The sequence below is a fragment of the Corynebacterium sp. c7Ub_26 genome, assembly GCF_053760365.1.
In genome coordinates, this window is the sequence record NZ_JBSNBL010000004.1 from 160,394 (window position 1) to 179,078 (window position 18,685).

Annotated in this window: 14 protein-coding genes; 7 read left to right on the forward strand and 7 right to left on the reverse strand. The window is 59.3% G+C overall.

Annotated features, from left to right (window positions below; genetic code table 11):
• Nucleotides 1-61: 61 nt before the first annotated feature.
• The 3 genes from rpoB to rplJ form a co-directional block, all read right to left on the reverse strand.
• On the reverse strand, nt 62-3,568 hold the full coding sequence (gene rpoB, locus ACWORE_RS08155) for a DNA-directed RNA polymerase subunit beta (protein WP_455303489.1): 3,507 nt from the start codon (nt 3,566-3,568) through the stop codon (nt 62-64).
• Nucleotides 3,569-4,040: 472 nt separating this feature from the next.
• Entirely contained in the window at nt 4,041-4,427 is a 387-nt protein-coding gene (gene rplL / locus ACWORE_RS08160; protein ID WP_012732464.1) for a 50S ribosomal protein L7/L12, read from the reverse strand.
• Between the two features lie 73 nt (nt 4,428-4,500).
• On the reverse strand, nt 4,501-5,013 hold the full coding sequence (rplJ, locus tag ACWORE_RS08165; RefSeq protein ID WP_204582725.1) for a 50S ribosomal protein L10: 513 nt from the start codon (nt 5,011-5,013) through the stop codon (nt 4,501-4,503).
• Nucleotides 5,014-5,667: 654 nt separating this feature from the next.
• On the opposite strand from rplJ, the gene ACWORE_RS08170 reads away from it, so the two are divergent.
• Complete coding sequence (locus tag ACWORE_RS08170; protein WP_296137730.1) at nt 5,668-5,958, forward strand: hypothetical protein; 291 nt, start codon at nt 5,668-5,670, stop codon at nt 5,956-5,958.
• Between the two features lie 442 nt (nt 5,959-6,400).
• Nucleotides 6,401-7,171 carry a FadR/GntR family transcriptional regulator gene (locus ACWORE_RS08175; protein ID WP_296137728.1) on the forward strand — a complete coding sequence of 257 codons (771 nt, stop codon included), beginning with the start codon at nt 6,401-6,403 and terminating at the stop codon, nt 7,169-7,171.
• Between the two features lie 83 nt (nt 7,172-7,254).
• Here the strand turns inward: ACWORE_RS08175 and ACWORE_RS08180 are convergent, their stop codons facing one another.
• Nucleotides 7,255-7,980 (reverse strand): putative N-acetylmannosamine-6-phosphate 2-epimerase, encoded by a 726-nt coding sequence (locus ACWORE_RS08180; RefSeq protein WP_296137727.1) that lies wholly within the window; start codon nt 7,978-7,980, stop codon nt 7,255-7,257.
• A gap of 94 nt (nt 7,981-8,074) precedes the next feature.
• Nucleotides 8,075-9,031 carry an ROK family protein gene (locus ACWORE_RS08185; protein ID WP_406605137.1) on the reverse strand — a complete coding sequence of 319 codons (957 nt, stop codon included), beginning with the start codon at nt 9,029-9,031 and terminating at the stop codon, nt 8,075-8,077.
• Nucleotides 9,032-9,289: 258 nt separating this feature from the next.
• On the opposite strand from ACWORE_RS08185, the gene ACWORE_RS08190 reads away from it, so the two are divergent.
• Both ACWORE_RS08190 and nagB read left to right on the forward strand, forming a co-directional pair.
• Complete coding sequence (locus ACWORE_RS08190; protein WP_455303490.1) at nt 9,290-10,606, forward strand: N-acetylglucosamine-6-phosphate deacetylase; 1,317 nt, start codon at nt 9,290-9,292, stop codon at nt 10,604-10,606.
• Between the two features lie 139 nt (nt 10,607-10,745).
• Nucleotides 10,746-11,522: a glucosamine-6-phosphate deaminase gene (gene nagB, locus ACWORE_RS08195; RefSeq protein WP_455303491.1), complete on the forward strand. Its 777-nt coding sequence runs from the start codon at nt 10,746-10,748 to the stop codon at nt 11,520-11,522.
• Nucleotides 11,523-11,868: 346 nt separating this feature from the next.
• On the opposite strand, the gene ACWORE_RS08200 is transcribed toward nagB, so the two are convergent.
• Both ACWORE_RS08200 and ACWORE_RS08205 read right to left on the reverse strand, forming a co-directional pair.
• Nucleotides 11,869-12,786, reverse strand: a complete 918-nt coding sequence (locus ACWORE_RS08200) for a dihydrodipicolinate synthase family protein (protein ID WP_455303492.1) — start codon at nt 12,784-12,786, stop codon at nt 11,869-11,871.
• Nucleotides 12,787-12,932: 146 nt separating this feature from the next.
• Entirely contained in the window at nt 12,933-15,446 is a 2,514-nt protein-coding gene (locus tag ACWORE_RS08205; protein ID WP_455303493.1) for a sialidase family protein, read from the reverse strand.
• Nucleotides 15,447-15,705: 259 nt separating this feature from the next.
• Here ACWORE_RS08205 and ACWORE_RS08210 point away from each other — a divergent pair, with 259 nt between their 5' ends.
• The 3 genes from ACWORE_RS08210 to ACWORE_RS08220 are packed head-to-tail and all read left to right on the forward strand — an operon-like array spanning nt 15,706 to nt 18,221.
• Nucleotides 15,706-16,956: a sialate:H+ symport family MFS transporter gene (locus ACWORE_RS08210; RefSeq protein ID WP_455303494.1), complete on the forward strand. Its 1,251-nt coding sequence runs from the start codon at nt 15,706-15,708 to the stop codon at nt 16,954-16,956.
• 42 nt (nt 16,957-16,998) lie between these two features.
• Nucleotides 16,999-17,265, forward strand: a complete 267-nt coding sequence (locus ACWORE_RS08215) for a hypothetical protein (protein ID WP_455303495.1) — start codon at nt 16,999-17,001, stop codon at nt 17,263-17,265.
• A gap of 2 nt (nt 17,266-17,267) precedes the next feature.
• Entirely contained in the window at nt 17,268-18,221 is a 954-nt protein-coding gene (locus ACWORE_RS08220) for a DUF4862 family protein (RefSeq protein WP_455303496.1), read from the forward strand.
• The last annotated feature ends 464 nt before the right edge of the window (nt 18,222-18,685 follow it).

Genomic DNA, 18,685 nt, shown 5'->3' on the forward strand with positions numbered 1-18,685 from the left:
GTCCTTTCCCCTCGTTCACAAGGGTTGTTCGGATGATTACTGGTTACTAGTTGGGAGGTCTCTACACCGCGTCAGCGTCGAAACGCTCGTCGCGGGAGAGGTTAATACCCAAGGATGCGTTGGCTTGGTCGAGGTCGTCATCGTCGGCACCCAGGTCAACCGGGGTTCCGTCGGCAGAGAGGACCTCAACGTTGAGGCACAGAGACTGCAGCTCTTTGAGCAACACCTTGAAGGACTCCGGAATTCCCGGGTCGGGGATGTTGTCGCCCTTCACGATGGCTTCGTACACCTTGACACGGCCGACGACGTCGTCGGACTTGATGGTCAGGAGTTCCTGCAGCGTGTAGGCGGCGCCGTAGGCCTGCATGGCCCACACTTCCATCTCACCGAAGCGCTGACCACCGAACTGTGCCTTACCACCGAGCGGCTGCTGGGTGATCATGGAGTATGGGCCGGTGGAGCGCGCGTGGATCTTCTCGTCGACCAGGTGGTGCAGCTTCAGCATGTACATGTAGCCCACGGAGATCGGCTGCTGGAAGGGCTCGCCCGTCCGGCCATCGATCAGGGTGGATTTGCCGAATTCGTTGACCATTTGGTCACCGTCGCGGTTGGGCCGCGAGGAGCGCATCAGTCCGGACAGCTCTTCGTTGGTCGTGCCGTCGAACACCGGGGTGGCAACGCGGGAATCGGCGGGGACGTCGTAGAGGTCCTCCGGCAACGTTTCCAGCATGGCCTTGATCGCGGGGTCCTGGGACTCGGGGTCAACCTTCCACCCGGATTTCGCGAGCATACCGAGGTGAAGTTCCAGCACCTGGCCGATGTTCATACGACGCGGCACACCGTGCGTGTTCAGAATGATGTCGACCGGCGTTCCGTCAGGCAGGAACGGCATGTCCTCAGCAGGCAAGATCTTGCCGACGACACCCTTGTTGCCGTGGCGGCCGGAGAGCTTATCGCCGTCCTGGATCTTGCGCTTCTGGGCGACGTACACGCGGACCATCTGGTTAACACCGGGCGCGAGGTCATCGTCGTCTTCGCGGGAGAACACGCGAACGCCGATGACCTTGCCTGTTTCGCCGTGCAGCACCTTCATGGAGGTGTCGCGAACTTCGCGGGCCTTCTCGCCGAAGATGGCGCGGAGGAGGCGCTCTTCCGGTGTCAGCTCGGTTTCACCCTTCGGGGTGACCTTACCGACGAGGATATCGCCGTCGCGAACATCGGCGCCGATGCGGACGATGCCGCGTTCGTCGAGGTCAGCGAGAATATCTTCCGATGCGTTCGGAATATCGCGGGTGATTTCCTCTGGCCCGAGCTTGGTGTCGCGGGCGTCGATTTCGTGTTCCTCAATATGGATTGAGGTGAGGACATCTTCCTCGACAATCCGCTGGTTGAGGATGATGGCGTCCTCGTAGTTGTGGCCTTCCCACGGCATGAACGCCACGAGGAGGTTCCGGCCGAGAGCCATCTCACCGTTCTCGGTGCCGGGGCCGTCGGCGAGGGCTTGTCCCTCTTCGATGCGGTCGCCGGCCTCAACGAGGGGCTTCTGGTTGTAGCAGGTCCCCTGGTTGGTGCGCTCGAACTTGCGCAGGAGGAAGGTGTCGCGCTGGCCGTCGTCGCCAAGTGTGGTGATGAAGTCAGCACACACGGTTTCGACGACACCCGAGCGGCGGGCGATCACAACGTCGCCGGCGTCGTGGGCGGCGCGCAGTTCCATACCGGTGCCGACGAAGGGCGCTTCGTTGCGCAGCAGCGGCACAGCCTGGCGCTGCATGTTCGCGCCCATGAGGGCACGGTTGGCGTCGTCGTGCTCCAGGAACGGAATCATGGCGGTAGCCACGGACACCATCTGGCGCGGGGACACATCCATGTAGTCCACTTCGCTTGCCGGGACGACCTCGACGTTTCCGCCTTTCATACGGACCTCGACGGTGTCCTCGACGAAGCGGCCTTCGGAGTCCATCTTCGTGTTGGCCTGGGCGACGATGTGCCGGTCTTCCTCATCAGCGGTGAGGTAGTCGACAACGTCGGTGGCCTGCCCATCTTCGACACGACGGTACGGCGTCTCGATGAAACCGAACGGGTTAACGCGTGCGTAGGACGCGAGGGAGCCGATCAATCCAATGTTCGGACCCTCAGGCGTCTCGATTGGGCACATGCGGCCGTAGTGCGAGGCGTGGACGTCACGAACGTCCAGGCCGGCGCGCTCACGGGACAAACCGCCAGGTCCGAGGGCGGACAGACGGCGCTTGTGCGTCAGGCCAGACAGGGAGTTGTTCTGGTCCATAAACTGCGACAACTGCGACGTTCCGAAGAACTCGCGGATCGCTGCCGACACGGGGCGCACGTTGATCAGCGAGGTCGGCGTGATGGATTCCGCGTCCTGCGTGGTCATGCGCTCACGCACGACACGCTCCATACGGGACAGGCCGACGCGAACCTGGTTCTGGACCAGCTCGCCGACGGTGCGGAGGCGTCGGTTACCGAAGTGGTCGATATCGTCCGTGGTGATCATCAGCTCGGTGCCGTCGGGCGATTCCATCGTCCGCTCACCGGCGTGCAAACGCACCAAGTACTCAATGGTGGTCAGAATGTCTTCTTCGGTCAGCGTGTGCTCACCCGTGGTGGAGCCGCCGCCCAAACCGAGCTTGCGGTTCACCTTGTAGCGGCCAACCTTCGCCAGGTCATACCGCTTCGGGTTGAAGAAGCTGTTGTCCAGCAAAGCCTGAGCGGAATCGCGCGTGGGTGATTCACCCGGGCGCTGCTTGCGGTAAATCTCCAGGAGAGCTTCGTCGGTATTAGCGACGCCATCGTGCTCGAGGGTGGACATCATGAGTTCGGAGAAACCGAAACGATCCGTGATGTCCTGCGTCGACAAGCCCAAAGCCTTCAACAGCACGGTGACGGGCTGACGACGTTTACGGTCGATGCGGACGCCGACGGTGTCGCGCTTGTCGATGTCGAACTCCAACCATGCACCGCGGGAAGGGATGACCTTGACGGAGTGCAGCGGGCGCTCGGTCGACTTGTCGATGGACTCGTCGAAGTAGACGCCAGGAGAGCGAACCAACTGGGACACGATGACACGCTCGGTACCGTTGATGATGAACGTGCCTTTGTCCGTCATCATTGGGAAATCGCCAATGAAGACAGTCTGGCTTTTAATTTCGCCAGACATGGCGTTGGTGAATTCCGCCGTCACATAGAGCGGGGCGGAGTAGTTAATGTCCTTATCCTTGGCTTCATCGATCGTATTCTTGACGTCGTCGAAGCGGGGCTCGGATAGGGTGAGGGACATGTTGCCGGAGTAGTCCTCAATGGGAGACAACTCCTCTAGAATGTCTTCCAGGCCACTGGTAATACGCGCGCCTTCTTCGGACTCAGCCTGCTTCTTAGCGCGCCATTCGGGTGCGCCAATAAGCCACGCGAACGAGTCGCGCTGCAGATCGAGGAGGCCAGGGACCTCGATCGGCTCTTTAATCTTCGCGAACGAGTAGCGTTTCGTCGCGCCGGGGATTCCGGACGTTAAACTGGTCTGGCGGGAGACTGCCAAGATGGGTCCTTCCAGCACCTCACGCGGGGTGACCGTGCTCGCTGTGGTTTGCCTGCGTGAAAAGAGTGAGTGTCTTCTTCCAAAAAGCGGATCATCCGTGGTTGGATATCACTAAAGGACCTTGTCAAATCCTGTTTTTGAAGGAATTGGTACAAGGCCTAACGAGAAATCTGTGCACGGGGATCCAGCGCAACGGACTATCTTATACTACTTATGGCACCATGTCTAATGGTTTTTTATCACTCTGTGGTGGGGCTCGGAACTGTGCGCGCAGCTTCGCGGTGGGGCGCGGTGGAACGTCGCGCGAACAAACTAAGCGCCCACACCACTACCCTAGCGCCAACACCCTAGTACATATGACAAAAACAGGGGCCTCCCGTGTTGGGAAACCCCTGTTTGCGGCATTTACGCCGAGCACCGTTCCTGCACCGTATGGGCCGGAATCGGGTGCTCTGCGCATCGCGCTGAATTAGATGCGCATATCCCTGTCTTACTTGAGGGAAACCTTTGCGCCAGCCTCTTCGAGCTTGGTCTTGGCAGCCTCGGCGTCGTCCTTGGAAGCACCTTCGAGGATAGCCTTCGGAGCGGACTCAACGAGGTCCTTAGCTTCCTTCAGACCCAGGCCGGAGACGACCTCACGGACGACCTTAATAACGCCGATCTTCTTGGCGCCGGCATCTTCGAGCACGACGTCGAACTCGTCCTTCTCTTCCTCAGCAGCAGCTTCGCCACCGGCAGCGCCTGCAGCAGCAACGGCAACCGGAGCAGCAGCGGTGACGTCGAAGGTCTCTTCGAAGAGGTTCTTGAACTCAGTGAGCTCAACGAGGGTCATTTCCTTGAAAGCTTCGATGAGCTCTTCGTTGGTGTACTTAGCCATGATATGGCTTCCTTTCTACGCGTCTTCGTGTGGGAGGTTCCGTACCCGCCTGTCGGCGGCGAACCGACAGTGTTTACTTCTTCTCCTCGAGGGCCGCGGCCAGGCGTGCCATCTCGGAATGCGGTGCGCCCAGCAAGGACGCAACGTTTGCCAGAACGCCGTTGAATCCACCGGCGATCTTGGACAGTGTGGTCTCGCGGTTGTCCATGTCCGCGAGCTGCTGGATCTGCTCGGCCGTCAGAGCCGAACCATCCATTGTTCCGCCTTTAACCACGAAAGCGTCATGGTCTGCGCCGAACTTCTTCATTGCCTTCGCGGCATCAACCGCTTCGCCATTGACAAATGCAATAGCGGTGGGGCCGTTAAGAAGTTCTTCGTCAAGACCTTCGACGCCAGCTTCGCGTGCGGCGAGCTTGATCATGGTGTTCTTGGCGACGGAGTATTCAACCTCAGCGCCAAGTTCCTTGCGCAGCTCTGTCATCTCAGTAACGGACAGACCACGGTATTCCGTCAGGATTGCACTGCTTGCGTTCTGGAAACGCGCAGTGAGCTCCTTGACAGCTGCAGTGTTCTTCGGGTTGGCCATGTACTCTCGCCTCCTTCCTTCGGTAAGTTTCACCGTCGGGGAGACCCAATGAGTAACGCCCCGCACAGGAGGCGGGGCGCGCAATTCGTTCATCACCTTCTGTTTCGCGTCAGGGCCTTGCGACGTTCGCGTCGATAATGCTCTGAACTTCGAGCTACCCGGCCGAAACCTTGTATCCGGTTCGAACCTGGAGCGTGGTGACGAATTCTTTGCGTTCGCGTTGTCTCCTGCGTGGGCCGTCACTCGGATGAGCAACACTTCGCTCAGATTTCTCTGAGGACCGACGGTCTGTGGTGAAACGTGAACTATCCTAAAGTTCCTCGGTGGACACTACACACCAAGTGCACATTTTCAAAATCAATGCCCCCGGCGTCAACAACGAGGTCTATTGCCACGGAGAAAATTCCCCATTGCGCTCATACCTCTACTGTCGGCCTATTATCGACCTTTCTCAACCTTAAAAGTTTCGATTTACAAAAAGAAGGATTGTCATACGTTCGCGTCTATAGTAGAAAAGCATAATCGGCACAATTTTCCGCGCGCGTTCAACCAGCGCACTTTTGGTGAGTATTCTTCGTGCGGGATCGTGCCTAGAACGCATGACCACGTTTGATGCACATTTGAAGTTTCATCGCCTTCCTAAAGGAGTTATCAATGATCGTTCTTCCCCCACCCGCTGATATGTCCAATGTCGACATCGTCGAAGAGCACTTTCACAGCGGTTCCAGCACCAGCGAAGCCGCACTGAAGCAGTGGATTGAGGGTGGCGACTATGTCAAGCCGACCTTTGAGACTCGCGACAATGTACAGTTCCAGCTACCCGATGGGGAAACAGTGAGTGCGGGCGACACAGTTGCTAAGGCTACCGACGGAACTTTCTTTGTGAAGCCACAGCCGAGGGATTTCACCCAGAACCTGATTGACCAGGTCAGCCGCGGGCTATAGGTCGCGGCAATAGGGGCTCCGTCCGGTATTGGAGTGTCGTCCCGTGTAGGAATGCACAACGGGAATCGTTGAGGACATCACGGCTTAGGTTCCCTACAAAACTCTCCAGGCAATCTCTCCGCTGCTGGATAAAGAGTCTCCGCGGAACTAGATGTAGTTCTGCTTTATGGCTGATACGAACACATTCGGGATCACTGTCAACATCCGACGGTGATCCCGTCGTTTCATGGTTGCGTGATTTCGCGGACCGCCCACTTCGGGGCCGATGCTTTCGCCGCTCCACGGAACGAACGTCGGTGCCAAACCCCCGATACCCCCGAATACGCAATTCTCATACATATTCGATCTCCGTACAGGACAATAATTCTTGTACAAATGATCCTCGTACACGAACCCATGTACACGACACGAATCCGGCAATGAAGGAGCGGTCAGCTTCACTGTGAGTGGCCAAGACAATACCAAATCGCACTCTGCTGCCACTGGTCGCAGCTATAGGAGCAGCAATACGGGACTCTTCGGTTCTGAGGCCCGCTCGGCAACCGATGTGGCCATGCGGTCGATTGTCGCCTATATCCGGGACAATCACCTGAAGGTCGGTGACCCGCTGCCCAGTGAGCTCACAATTGTGGAATCACTCAAGCTGTCACGGTCGTCGGTGAGGGAAGCTATCCGGACCCTCGTCAGCCTGGACATCCTTGAGGTCCGTCGGGGCTTCGGCACGTTCGTCGCCGACATGTCCCTTGAACCCCTGGTCAATGGCCTTACCCTGCGTATTACTCTCGACGACGATCACGCGCGATCTCGGCTGATCGATGTGGTTGATACGCGGCAGGCGTTAGATTTACAGATTTCGCGCGATGTTATCGAGCATCGCGACGATATCGACGGCGTATTCTTGGGCCGTCTTATTAACCAAATGAGGTCCGCGGTCACGCGGAATGAACCATTCATGGAATCTGATTCCATGTTTCACGATCACATTTCGTCGGTGACCAGCAACGGGCTCATTCAGGAGTTATCCAAAGCGCTGTGGCGGGTGCACATGGTGGCAGTGCCGAAACTGCATCTGACCACGAAGGACAATCTGGAACAGACCGTGGATGCGCATCAAAAAATTGTCGACGCCATTGTCGCGGGAGACGAGGACGCCTACCGGCAAGCCGTCGTCGACCATTACGAACCACTCCGCGAAGCGCTTGGAGTTAAGTAAGTTACGCGCGAGAAGTAGGAGTCGCGCACATTGTTAAGGGCCACCGCCACGCCCTTTGCTATTAGGTGGGCGCTGCCACCGAACTACCTACCTATTTCACTGCGGTAGAACCCTGTGATCCACCGCGGATCCGTAATGGCAGATCCAATGATGACGGCGTCGGCTCCACGCTGGAGCGCGTCCTTCACCGCGTCGGGGGAATGATAATGCCCCTCCGCAATGAGTAGCGGCTCCTCCCCTACCTCACCTCGGACGGTGGAAATAAAGTCCAGGTCAGGCCCCTCGAGATGCTCCGTCGCCGGGGTATATCCCGACAACGTTGAGGACACGATGTCCGCCCCCGCCTCGTATGCTGCTATCCCGTTGGCCGCAGTGTCGCAATCCGCCATGAAGAGTGCGCCGGACTCGTGGGCGGCCTTCACCAGGTCTTCGGTGGAGGATCCGTCAGGACGTGGCCGTCCGGTGGCATCGGCACAGACCACCGCAGCACCGGCGTCGACGACAGCCTTGACCGACGCAGCCGTCGGCGTGATGTACACGCCGGAGTCGCCTTCCTTTGTTAAACCGAAAATGGGGACATCGACGGCGTCGCCAATAGAGGTAATGTCTGCGATTCCGCCGTAGCCGCCGCAGCGAATCGCGGGGGTGCCGGCGTCGACGCATGCCTTCGCGCTCAGCGTTAACGCATGAGTGTCACGAAGCGGGTGGCCGTCTGGGGCTTGAGCAGACACGATGATGTCCCCCGCGATGATCGTACGCAGTTCCTGGCGTTGTTCAGCAGCGGTTGAAGCGGAAAATGAGAAGGGCATGGGAATCTCCTTTGCTCAGTTGGTTCGTGGGGTAGGTGGTTAGGCTTGACCAAGGCAATCACGCTGGACTCGGACGGTGATGCCGTTCGAGTTTTCAGCGTTCTAGCTGTTCTCGGTGCCGCGCTCGAGCGTAAAGGGCGGCGGCGACGAGAGGGCCTTCTCGCACGGCGCTATCGCGGATATCGCACGGGCGAACGCTGTAGGCCAGATGGTTCCGCACGCCATCACGAATTCGCCGCGTGATGGCTTCGCCCAGCCCCGCTACTCCTCCACCGAGGATAATGACGTCAAGGTCAAGCCCCATCGCAAGCGTTCCCAACATCTGGCCAAAACCATGCAGATTGCGGTCCAGGACATTCGTCGCTAATGGGTCTCCTTGACGTTCTAGTTCTAAAAGATCAGTCACTGTCGACGGGAACGCAGTGTCACGGTCGTGTTCCGAAATCGCTTTGTGATACGTCGTAACGAGGCCCGGGCCGGATGCCACGTCTTCACACCGAGCTACGCCACTGCCGTAATGGGGGCAATAAAGTTCGGAAATCTCTCCGGCTGTGCCGCGATTGCCGGTGGCGAGATCGTCGTTGATGACCAACGCTCCCCCAACCCCTGTGCCTAGGCTGACGTAGAGCAGGCGGGAGTGCGGATACTCGTCGTACCAACACAACGTGTGCTCGCCAAAGGCCCATACCCGGACGTCGTTATGCGCAAAAACGGGGGCGTCGATATGGCGGGCAATGCGGACAGCAATATCGGTGCCCTCCCATCCAGGCATCGTGGCCCCGGCGCGGGCGACCATCGCGGTGGTGGGGTCGATAACACCGGCGGCTGCCACGCCGACTCGCTCAATGACTTTTTCGCTTGTCGACGACGTTCCTTGGGCGGATGCGGCTAACGCTTCGACGACGGCGGCCTCAAGTTGGTCCGCGGTGTTCCCGCCAGGGGGTTGGCTGGGAAGGCGCCCGTGGGCAATTACTGTGCGGGGAGCGTTGTCGTCGATAAGTCCCCAGGCGATCTTGGTACCGCCAATGTCTAGTGCGAGTGTGAGTCCCACAGTGGTTTACCCTCCTGCGCTGTCGCCGATAATTGTCATGAGCCATAGACGTCAGACGTCTTACAACCTATACTAGCAGTCATAATAGCTGTGGCGGGAGAGCAGTTGCGTCGTAGCAAGCAAGCAGCCGCGCTATGACCAGTTAGCGGTTGCACGTTGACACGCCAGCGATGACATCGCGACGAGCCAACAGCCGCGGGCGATCGTATTCTTCATGGCAGCACAGTCACACAACCATAGTTAGGAGCAGGTAAGGCTATGAGCCATCCGGATTTCACGGTGGAGGGGCGAGTCATTGACGCTGCGGGCATCACGGAGCATGCACGCATCGAGGTCACAGGGTCACGCATTTCATCAGTCACTCCATTGGACAGCGAGACTACAGATGCGTCGGCTAGTGGTTCGTCGACACTGTGGAGTGCATCCGGTATGCCGACCATCATTCCGGGATTTGTCGACCTCCATAATCACGGTGGTGATGGCGGGGCGTTCCCGACCGGCGACGAGGAGAGCTGCCGCCGGGCAGCCCTGTTCCACCGTCGACACGGGACGACGACCCTGCTGGCCAGCCTCGTTAGCGCCAATGAGCAGGAAATTGTTCGGCAGCTGGACATCCTGAGGCCACTGGCCGACGAGGGGCTGATCGCGGGGGTGCACCTCGAGGGGCCGTTCGTGAACGCGCACAAGTGCGGAGCTCAGAATCCTGGCCGGATCGTGCCCGCCGACGCTGACATGTTCGCGCGGGTGGCCGCCCGCCACCCCGGCTTGGTCCGGCAGATCACATTGGCCCCCGAAAGCCCAGGTGCCGAGGACTGTCTGGACATCTGTGCGCGCGAGGGGATCATCTTGTCACTCGGACACACCGACGCTGACTACGACACCACGATTAGTTTCGTCGGCAAAGCTGTGGACCGGGGCATCGTGGTGACCGCGACACACCTCTTCAACGCGATGCCGCCCCTGCATCATCGGGCACCCGGCGCGGCGGCCGCCATGATCACATCCGCGAAGAAGTTCCCCGGGCAGGTGTTTGTCGAGCTCATTGCCGACGGCGTCCACCTCCACAACGGGACCGTCGACATGGTCACGGAGTCGGTCCCCGACGCTGCGTTCTTCATTACCGATGCGATGGAGGCCGCTGGGAAGGCCGACGGATCCTACGTGCTGGGGGCGCTTGCCGTCACGGTGGCCGATGGTGTAGCGCGATTAACGACGACTGACGGGTCGGTGGGATCGATTGCCGGCGGGACCTCGACGCTATTCGATCAATTTGTTCGGGCGGTTAAGCGTGGGTTCGACCCGGTAGATGCGGTGAAGTTCACAAGCGCGACGGCTGCTCGGGTGCTCGGTTTCGGGGGCGAGAAGCCTGGCGATCTAGGTAGTGCTCGTTCCTCGGGCGCTGGTACGTCGGCTGACCCTAACACGTCGGCTGGCGTTGCCCCCTTGGCCGGTCACCTATCGGTTGGAGCTCCCGCTGACTTTGTCGTCATGAATCCCAACTTCCAGCTCCACGAGGTCTACGCCGCTGGACAGCCACTCCATGTGCGAGAGAGTGAAGCCGGGTCGGAGGTCTAACCCTCCGTGCGGAAGCATCTCCGAACGGGTGAATCCTACGGACAGAAATCACCTTGGTCCTGCACCAGGCGCCGGCACTGAAAACCCGACGTCAGGCGTCGGTAAGAAAAATAAAACGAGAAAGGGAAATCAAGCCACCATGGAAATTGTCATTCGCAAAACACCCGAGCAAGTAAGCCTTCAAGCTGCCGATATCCTCGAGCCGTACGTCTCGGAAGGCGCAACACTCGGGTTGGCCACGGGATCGACGCCACTAGGCACATACCAAGAATTAATTCGCCGGTATAACGAATCCGGGCTATCTTTTGCTAACAACCAAGCTTTTCTTCTCGACGAATACGTCGGCCTCCCCCGCGACCACGAACAGTCGTACTACCGGACAACTCGTCGCGAATTCACCGAGCATATCGACATCAAAGATGAAGCAGTGTCGTCGCCCGACGGCCTGGCCGACAACATTGACGAAGCCGGGCGCGCCTACGACGAGCGCATTCGCAACGCGGGTGGCGTCGACATTCAAATTCTCGGGATCGGGACCGACGGGCACATCGGATTCAACGAACCCGGCAGTTCGCTTAACTCGCCGACCAGGTTGAAAACGCTGCACCCGCAAACCGTGAGCGACAACGCGCGATTCTTCGACAGCGAGGACGACGTACCGCGGCACGTGCTCACCCAGGGTCTCGGGACGATCCAACACGCGCGCCACCTGCTGCTTCTGGCCACGGGCAAAAACAAGGCCGCCGCCGTTCAAGCGCTGGCAGAGGGGCCGGTGAGTGCGTCGTGCCCCGCGAGCGTTCTGCAGCTCCACCCGCACGCGACCGTCATTATCGACGAAGCGGCCGCTACCTGCCTCGAACACAAGGAGTACTACATCTTCGCCGAGAAGAATAAGCCCGAGTGGCAGCGGTACTAGGGGTGGGGGCGATCCTCCGACCTGGGGAATAGACCCTCGCCTGAAGTGAGCGTAGATAGGCGGAACCGGTGTGAATGGTTCCGTCAATGTGCGGAAGTTGGATGCCCTGAAGGGATCGGGCAGATTAGGACAGATTCGGGGGGACCCGGATAAATTCGGGCGTCGACCAAAAGTAGGCGGGTCGCACACGGAGCAGCACGACCGATAATAAATGGCCGTGTGCGAGTCCTGCTCCGGAAAACTGCGGGGGTATATCGCGACAAAACCCCAGGTCACGGGAGCACGCCCGATCACTGGGGAAAGCGGGCGCACGGCAAAAGCAGTGCACCCCACAAAACACAACCCCTTACAGCATCCCCACGTCTTTCAGCACTTTTTCGATGGCTTTCACATTGTCGCCCTCGAGCGCCGCGACCGGGTTCGGCATCTGGTTGCTCTCAAACACGCCGAGCAGCTTCATCGCCGTCTTGAACGCACCGACCCCGGCACCGAAACCACTCACGCCGTCGGTCACCATGACGATGCGCATCAGACGTGCTGCCTCTTCCTGTGCCTCACGAACACCCTTCCAGTCGTCGTTCTGGAACGCCTTCCATTGCCGCACGTAAACCTCGGGATTGACGTTCGCCAATCCGGGGACGGAACCGTCGGCACCCGCAAGATAGGCGCCATCGACAACCACTTCATGCCCCGTGAGCAGCTGCAGAGGGTGCCCGGCGTCCTCGTTGTCTTGAATGAGGAACCGGAAGCTGACGTCGTCGCCCGACGAGTCCTTCACCCCGGCCAGCACGCCGTCCTTACCCAGGCGGACCAGCATGTCGACGGGGAGCTTGGTGTGGACGCACACCGGGATGTCGTAGGCGAATAGCGGCAGGTCAACGGCCCCGTGAATGAGGCGGAAGTGCTGCTCGACCTCGGCCATCCCGCCGAGTGCGTAGAACGGAGCAGTGGCGACGATGGCGTCGGCGCCGAGTTTTTGGGCGCGGCGGGCGTGCTCGATGACGCGCTCGGTTTCGGTGTCAATGCAGCCGACGAGGACGGGGACGCGGCCGGCGACCTGCTCGATCGCGGCTTTGACGATTTCGTCGCGACGCTCGTCTGTGGAGAACGCGACCTCGCCGGAGGAGCCGAGGAAGAACAGGCCGTTGACACCGGCGTCGATGAGGCGCTCGATGTTGCGGTTGAAGCTGGGGCGGTCGAATGTGCGGTCCTCGGTCAAGGGCGTGACGACCGGTGGGATAACTCCGCGGAATGTCGAACTCATGCGGAAACTCCTTACAAATGTTTTGAGATTCGGTGATTATCTGATGACGGTGATATGTGGTGAGAGCACGCGGGCTACGGCGGGTGCTGGTAGCTGCCCGGCTACGGCGCCCAAGCTACAAGCCCGCCCGCTACGCGGTCACCTAGCTAGTGGACATGTGCACTACCCTCGTACTCCTGAAGCTCGGGCCCAAACCAGCTGAGCGGAATCTGCGTGAAGTACAACCCCTGCCACTCGTTTTCCCAGAGCAACCCGATTTTCCCGCTGGGAAGGTACGTCATGGATTGATACACGTAGTGGCCCGGGTTGAATGTGCGCGCTATCGGCCATGTTTCGCCCTCGTCCGTCGAAAAGCGCAGCACCCCGTTCCCACGGTAAGGCATCAATTGAGAAGCATTGGCGAACACATAAAGCGGCGAATCCGGCTCAGGCGACGTTTCCGCCGCGGGCGAATCCGCCCCCGCCGAAGCGCCAGACGCCGGCAAACCACCACTCCCCGCACTCCCAGCGGGACCATCAATCGCGATCGCATTAGGCTGCGAGAAGATTTCCGGAATATCCGGGTGGTAGGTGACCTCTCCCCAGGTTTCCCCACCATCCTCGGATATCGCCGTGCCCACGCGTCCGGAAGGATGCTGGTTCCGCATGAGAACCATGAGCCTTCCGGCCTTCAGCTCCACCACCGTGGACTCGTGCGTGGACGCTTCGTCGTCGGCAAGTGTGCGCGAATCTATTGTCGCACCTTTGAAAAGCCGACCATCATTCGGCGAAGCACCCCGATGCCACGTCTCCCCATGGTCATCAGAGTAAATCACCGCGCAGGAGAAGTGCTTCGGGTTGTCGCCGGAGTAGTACACCGGGATCACGAGCCTGCCGGCGCGCTCGCCGTGATGGAGCTGCACGCCAGTACCGGGCGACGTCCCGAGGAATGCCATCCACTCCTCTTTGACCTGGTGGTTGATCAACTCAGGCGCGGACCATGTTTTGCCCTCATCGTCGCTGGTCACATGCACGATGTACGAGGTTCGGAGGGTCAACAGCGTCTGATTCGGATCCTCGCCATCGGCCAGGTAGATGTTCCCCGCTGGTTTCCCGGCGCGGGTTACCCACCCTTCCTTGTCGACGCTGAACTCGGTAGCTTCCCCATCTTCAGTGACAACGGAACCATCGGCATTGAGCACGTACGCCGTGGGTGAGGATGTCACGGGAGAGGGCTCCGCGTCCGACGCAACTCCCCCGCTGGTGTCTGTAAGAATCAGCCGGCCTTCGGAGTCCTGCCCGACACCATGGACGTTGTTAGGCTGACCGATCGCACCCGGGAAATGGTCTATCAGCAGGTGGACTGTGCCGGTCTCCTCGTCGTACACGGTGCACGAATCAATGACGCTCGCTCCGGTGGCGCCCGACCCTGGGTAGGTCAGGATGGTTTGCATATCTTCCCAGTGGTCGCCCCCGTCGAGGGATCGCCGAATGACAAAGTTAATGTCATTGGGCGCATCATTCGCGATGGTCGTCCGCTGATCCGCGCCGGCAATTACCGTCCCACTCGGCAGCGTCACGAGCGAGGGAATCCGGTAGCTCACCGCCCCGTGCATGCCACGATCAAATAATGCCTGCGTGTGGACGGGATCAACATGCGATAGCCGCTTGATCGCCCCGTCAGTGAGCGGAGTGGGGTAAATCGCTGCGCGCGCGACTTCACCGAAGAGCCGACGGCCGTGGATATCTTGCCCGATCGTAATGGTGTTGACCGGGCTGGCGTCGGCGAAAAATGCCTGCCCGGGGATCCGAGCTTCCCGGAATCCGTCGACATAGAGGTCGACAGCGCCTTCCCCTGCGCGGATGACGACGTCGTGCCATGAGCCGTCCGCCCAGTGGCCATCGACGGCGAAGGTGCGCCATTCGTCTTCGCTGGTCAGAACCTCATAGGTGAGCCCTATATCTGACACTGACAGGCGCAATCTTTCGACGTCATTGTTGTTCGGTGACGACGTTTTAGCACTCGGCGATTGTCCGTTAGAGCCCTTCACACCCGACGTGCCCGGTCCCGACGATCCCGCGCCGGTCCCAGCAGAATCCTCACCGCCCGCCGCCTGAACATACCCTGCCGACAAGATCGTCCCGCCCTGGCCAACGCCACGAACACGAAACCGAGTCAGCGTCGTCCCTGCTCCGAGCCGCGCAACCCGACGCGTGTCATAGTCAGCCAAGTGGTTGGCCGCGAACTGAACCATCGGTTGGGGTGGTGTCGCGTGCGCAAGGACGTCATTATCGGACAACACGGCCCCGGTGCAGATGACGTCGGCAACGTCGACGGGCGCCTCAGCAATGGTGAGCTCATTCGCCTGAAGGTCGGCAAGAAAAGCTGGTGCTGTACCACAAAAAGCCTGATAGCCGTCAAAATAGAACTTGGTACCTTCCGGGCCGACGGTCAGGGCGATACTGTGCCATTGGCCGTCGGTGATGGTTGTGGCGTCTTCAACGTCGAGGTCCTGCACCCGATCGGGGGTACGCGTTGTGATGTGAGGATGATCATCTTCAACCCTGATCGACAACTCTCCCACGGAGGTTTGGGCACCGATAAGCGGCCCGTCGATGGTGGTTCGAACGCGGGCAAGTATCGAACCTGCAGGATATGGGGTGGTCCGTAGCGTAGACATATGCGCTCCTGTTTGTCATGCAAACTACCAGTCATTCGGAAGCTCGCACGATACACATGAGATAACCCCCAGCCCGAACTTATCACGGGCCGGGCTGGGGACAACTTTTGGTAACGGGCCCGATCATACCACATGTCAGATGTCTGATGTCTGATACGCTGGGGTTACAACGATGTGCGCCCGGCACCACATAAACACCGCGACACAAGCACACAACAACACGGCAACGCACACACCTCAAGCACACGAGGAGGCCACTATGGTCACTAACACTTCACTTACCAGTCACCCTCCCACACAACGGCGGTGGACATACCTCACCAAAGAAGACTGGAAAGCTTTCTTCGCCGCGTGGATCGGCGTCCTCCTTGACGGCTACGATTTCGTCCTCATCGCCTTCGCCCTACCCCTAATAACCAAATCTTTCAATCTCACCTTGGTTGAATCTGCCGCACTCATATCTGCAGCCTTCGTCTCTCGATGGCTCGGCGGATTGATCCTCGGCGCGGCTGGCGACAAGTGGGGACGCAAACCCGCTATGGTCCTCTCTATCCTCATGTTCGCGTTCGGCTCTATAGCCTGCGCATTCGCACCGGGGTACTGGTTCCTCTTCCTCTTCCGCCTCATCATCGGCTTCGCTATGGCCGGCGAGTACTCTGCCTCTGCAGCCTACGTTATTGAATCGTGGCCGGTCCACATGCGGAACAAGGCATCTGGTTTCCTCCTTTCCGGCTACGCTTTCGGTGTTCTCCTGGCCGCGCAGGTCGATAAATACCTGGTCAGCTGGGTGGAATCGTGGCATCCGGGATGGGGTTGGCGTGCACTGTTTCTTACCGGCATCATCCCCGTTTTCGTCGCTGTCTACATGCGACGTCGCCTCCCCGAAGCGAATGACTGGAAAGAAAATCAAAAAGATGCACAGCGCGACGACGATATGCTGGACATTCTCTTTGGCAGCCAGCGTCGCATTCCAAACATCCTTGCCGTCGTGGTCGCATTCGTCGCCCTGATGGTGATCTTCACCCAAGCAACGTCGAGCACTGCGGTCCTCATCCTCTGCGGAATTGCAGCAGCTGCCGTCTTCATCACCTTCATCGTCCAGTTCGATCCGAGTCGGTGGGTGATTGGGATCCTCATCATGATCACGATCTTCGCGTCATTCATGTACACCTGGCCGATTCAAGGACTGTTGCCGACGTACCTCCACGGTATTGGCATGGACCCCGGCGTAGTAGCCAACGTCGTTTCGTTCGCGGCGGTAGGTAACGCCTGCGGCTATATCCTCGCCGGCTTCGCTGGTGACGCGATGGGGATGCGTCGGTGGTACGCGATCAGCATTATTCTCTCGCAGATCATCGTTATCCCCTTGTTTGTGCAAACGAGCGGAATCGTTGTGCTGGTCGCCGCGCTGTTGTTCTTCCAGCAGATGTTTGGCCAAGGCGTTTCCGGCCTGCTACCCAAGTGGGTGTCGTCGTACTTCCCCGTCGAGAAAAGGGCCGCTGGCCTGTGATTTTGCTACAACGTCGGCGCGCTCGGCGGTGCCGTCGGCCCCGTGCTCGGTGCCTCTATCGCGGCAAAAACGTCATTAGGTGTGGCACTGGCGATTATGTCCGTGGGCTTCGCGCTCATCGTTGTGGTCTCGATCGGGCTGAACCTGCCGAAGGCACTACAAAAGGCGGTTAATCCCGACGCTGTTCGCCCAGAAGACGGGGACGACGAAACCATCGCGGCCATCGCGGCCGGCGACGAACATCCCGCCGACTCCGCGCCCAACGCCACCGATACCGCCTCTCCCGCACCCAAAACGCAAGGAAGGTAAACATGAACACCCCAATAGCACCCTCACATGCAGAAAAAGGCTCGTCGGAGACGACGCCACCCGACTTCATCGTCGGTGCCTACGCCAGTCTCCCCTTCGACCGCCGCGACCAGGAAACGTACTACTCTCTCCTTGCCACGCAGAAGTGGATCAATGGTCTAGAGATTCCCTTCCCCGGCGACCTCTCCGAAAGCCTCCCGTGGCTCAGCCGTCAGATCGCAGATCACTGGAATGCCAACACGATCACCGCTATCCCGGGCACGATGGTTAACGTCGGCAAGAATCCGGCGTTTGGCCTGGCTAGTGCAGATGAGGATGGCCGAGCTTCTGCCCTCAAATTCACCAACCGGATCTGCAAGTCTGTCCAGGAACTGGCTGATCGGACTGGTCGCAGCGTCATTAAATACATTCAGCTCCATTCCGCCCCGACCCGTGCCGCCCACTCAAATGCCTTCGCCCGTAGCCTCGACGAGATCGCGACGTGGAATTGGTCAGGCGCTCGGATCGTCATCGAGCATTGTGACGCACCTCGCGAGGATCATGAGCCCGAAAAGGGTTTCCTCGAGCTAGCCGACGAATGCACGATCGCCGCTGAACACGACGTTAAAGTGCACATCAATTGGGGGCGGAGCTGCCTCGAAAACCGCGACGCAGCCACTCCCCTGCAGCACATCACGCTGGCTCGGGACAAGGGGGTGCTAGCTGGCGTTATGTTCAGTGGTGCGGGTGATAAAGATACTCAGTACGGCTACCCATGGGTCGACGGCCACCTACCGGCTTATCCCGATGAGCCGACGTCATGGATGACGCCCGACCAGGTCCGTCAGTGCACCCAAGCAGCACTTGGTACTCCCGGGGTTTATTTTGGTGCCAAAGTGTGTGTACCAAGCGAATCGTCGCTCAACGAACGCCTTGCAATGCTCAAGAACATTCGTGACGCAGCGCTGGGGGAATAAGCAGTGCGCAGGGGAGTACGCAGTCCCCAGAGAACACGGAGTACTGAATAGCTAATCTCTTACGGGGCCTTCTGTGGAGGCCTCATCGGGGGCGGGGGTATCTACATCACATAAACGAAGCGCGGAGATGACGTCACATAAACGAAGCGCGGAGATGACGTCCCGCGAAGAGAAAGATTCCTGGTAACCTAACGATCCCCAACCTCAAAACACCCACTGTGCTTCATATCAATCAATGCTATCAATGCCACTGGCACGGCGCGTGAATCTTCCACGGCCGTGGCCTCATCGATGTGAGAAGGGTCGGTCGAAGATCGCCACACATGCTCGATAGAAAATCCCCCTTGCACGGAACACCCATGCGAAAAGGACTCAAGCTGCTAGCGTAACGAGAAATGAAGGGCCCGAGGGGCCCTTCACATACTTCATTTTCATTCATGGGGTGCCCCACGCGATGAGGGCAC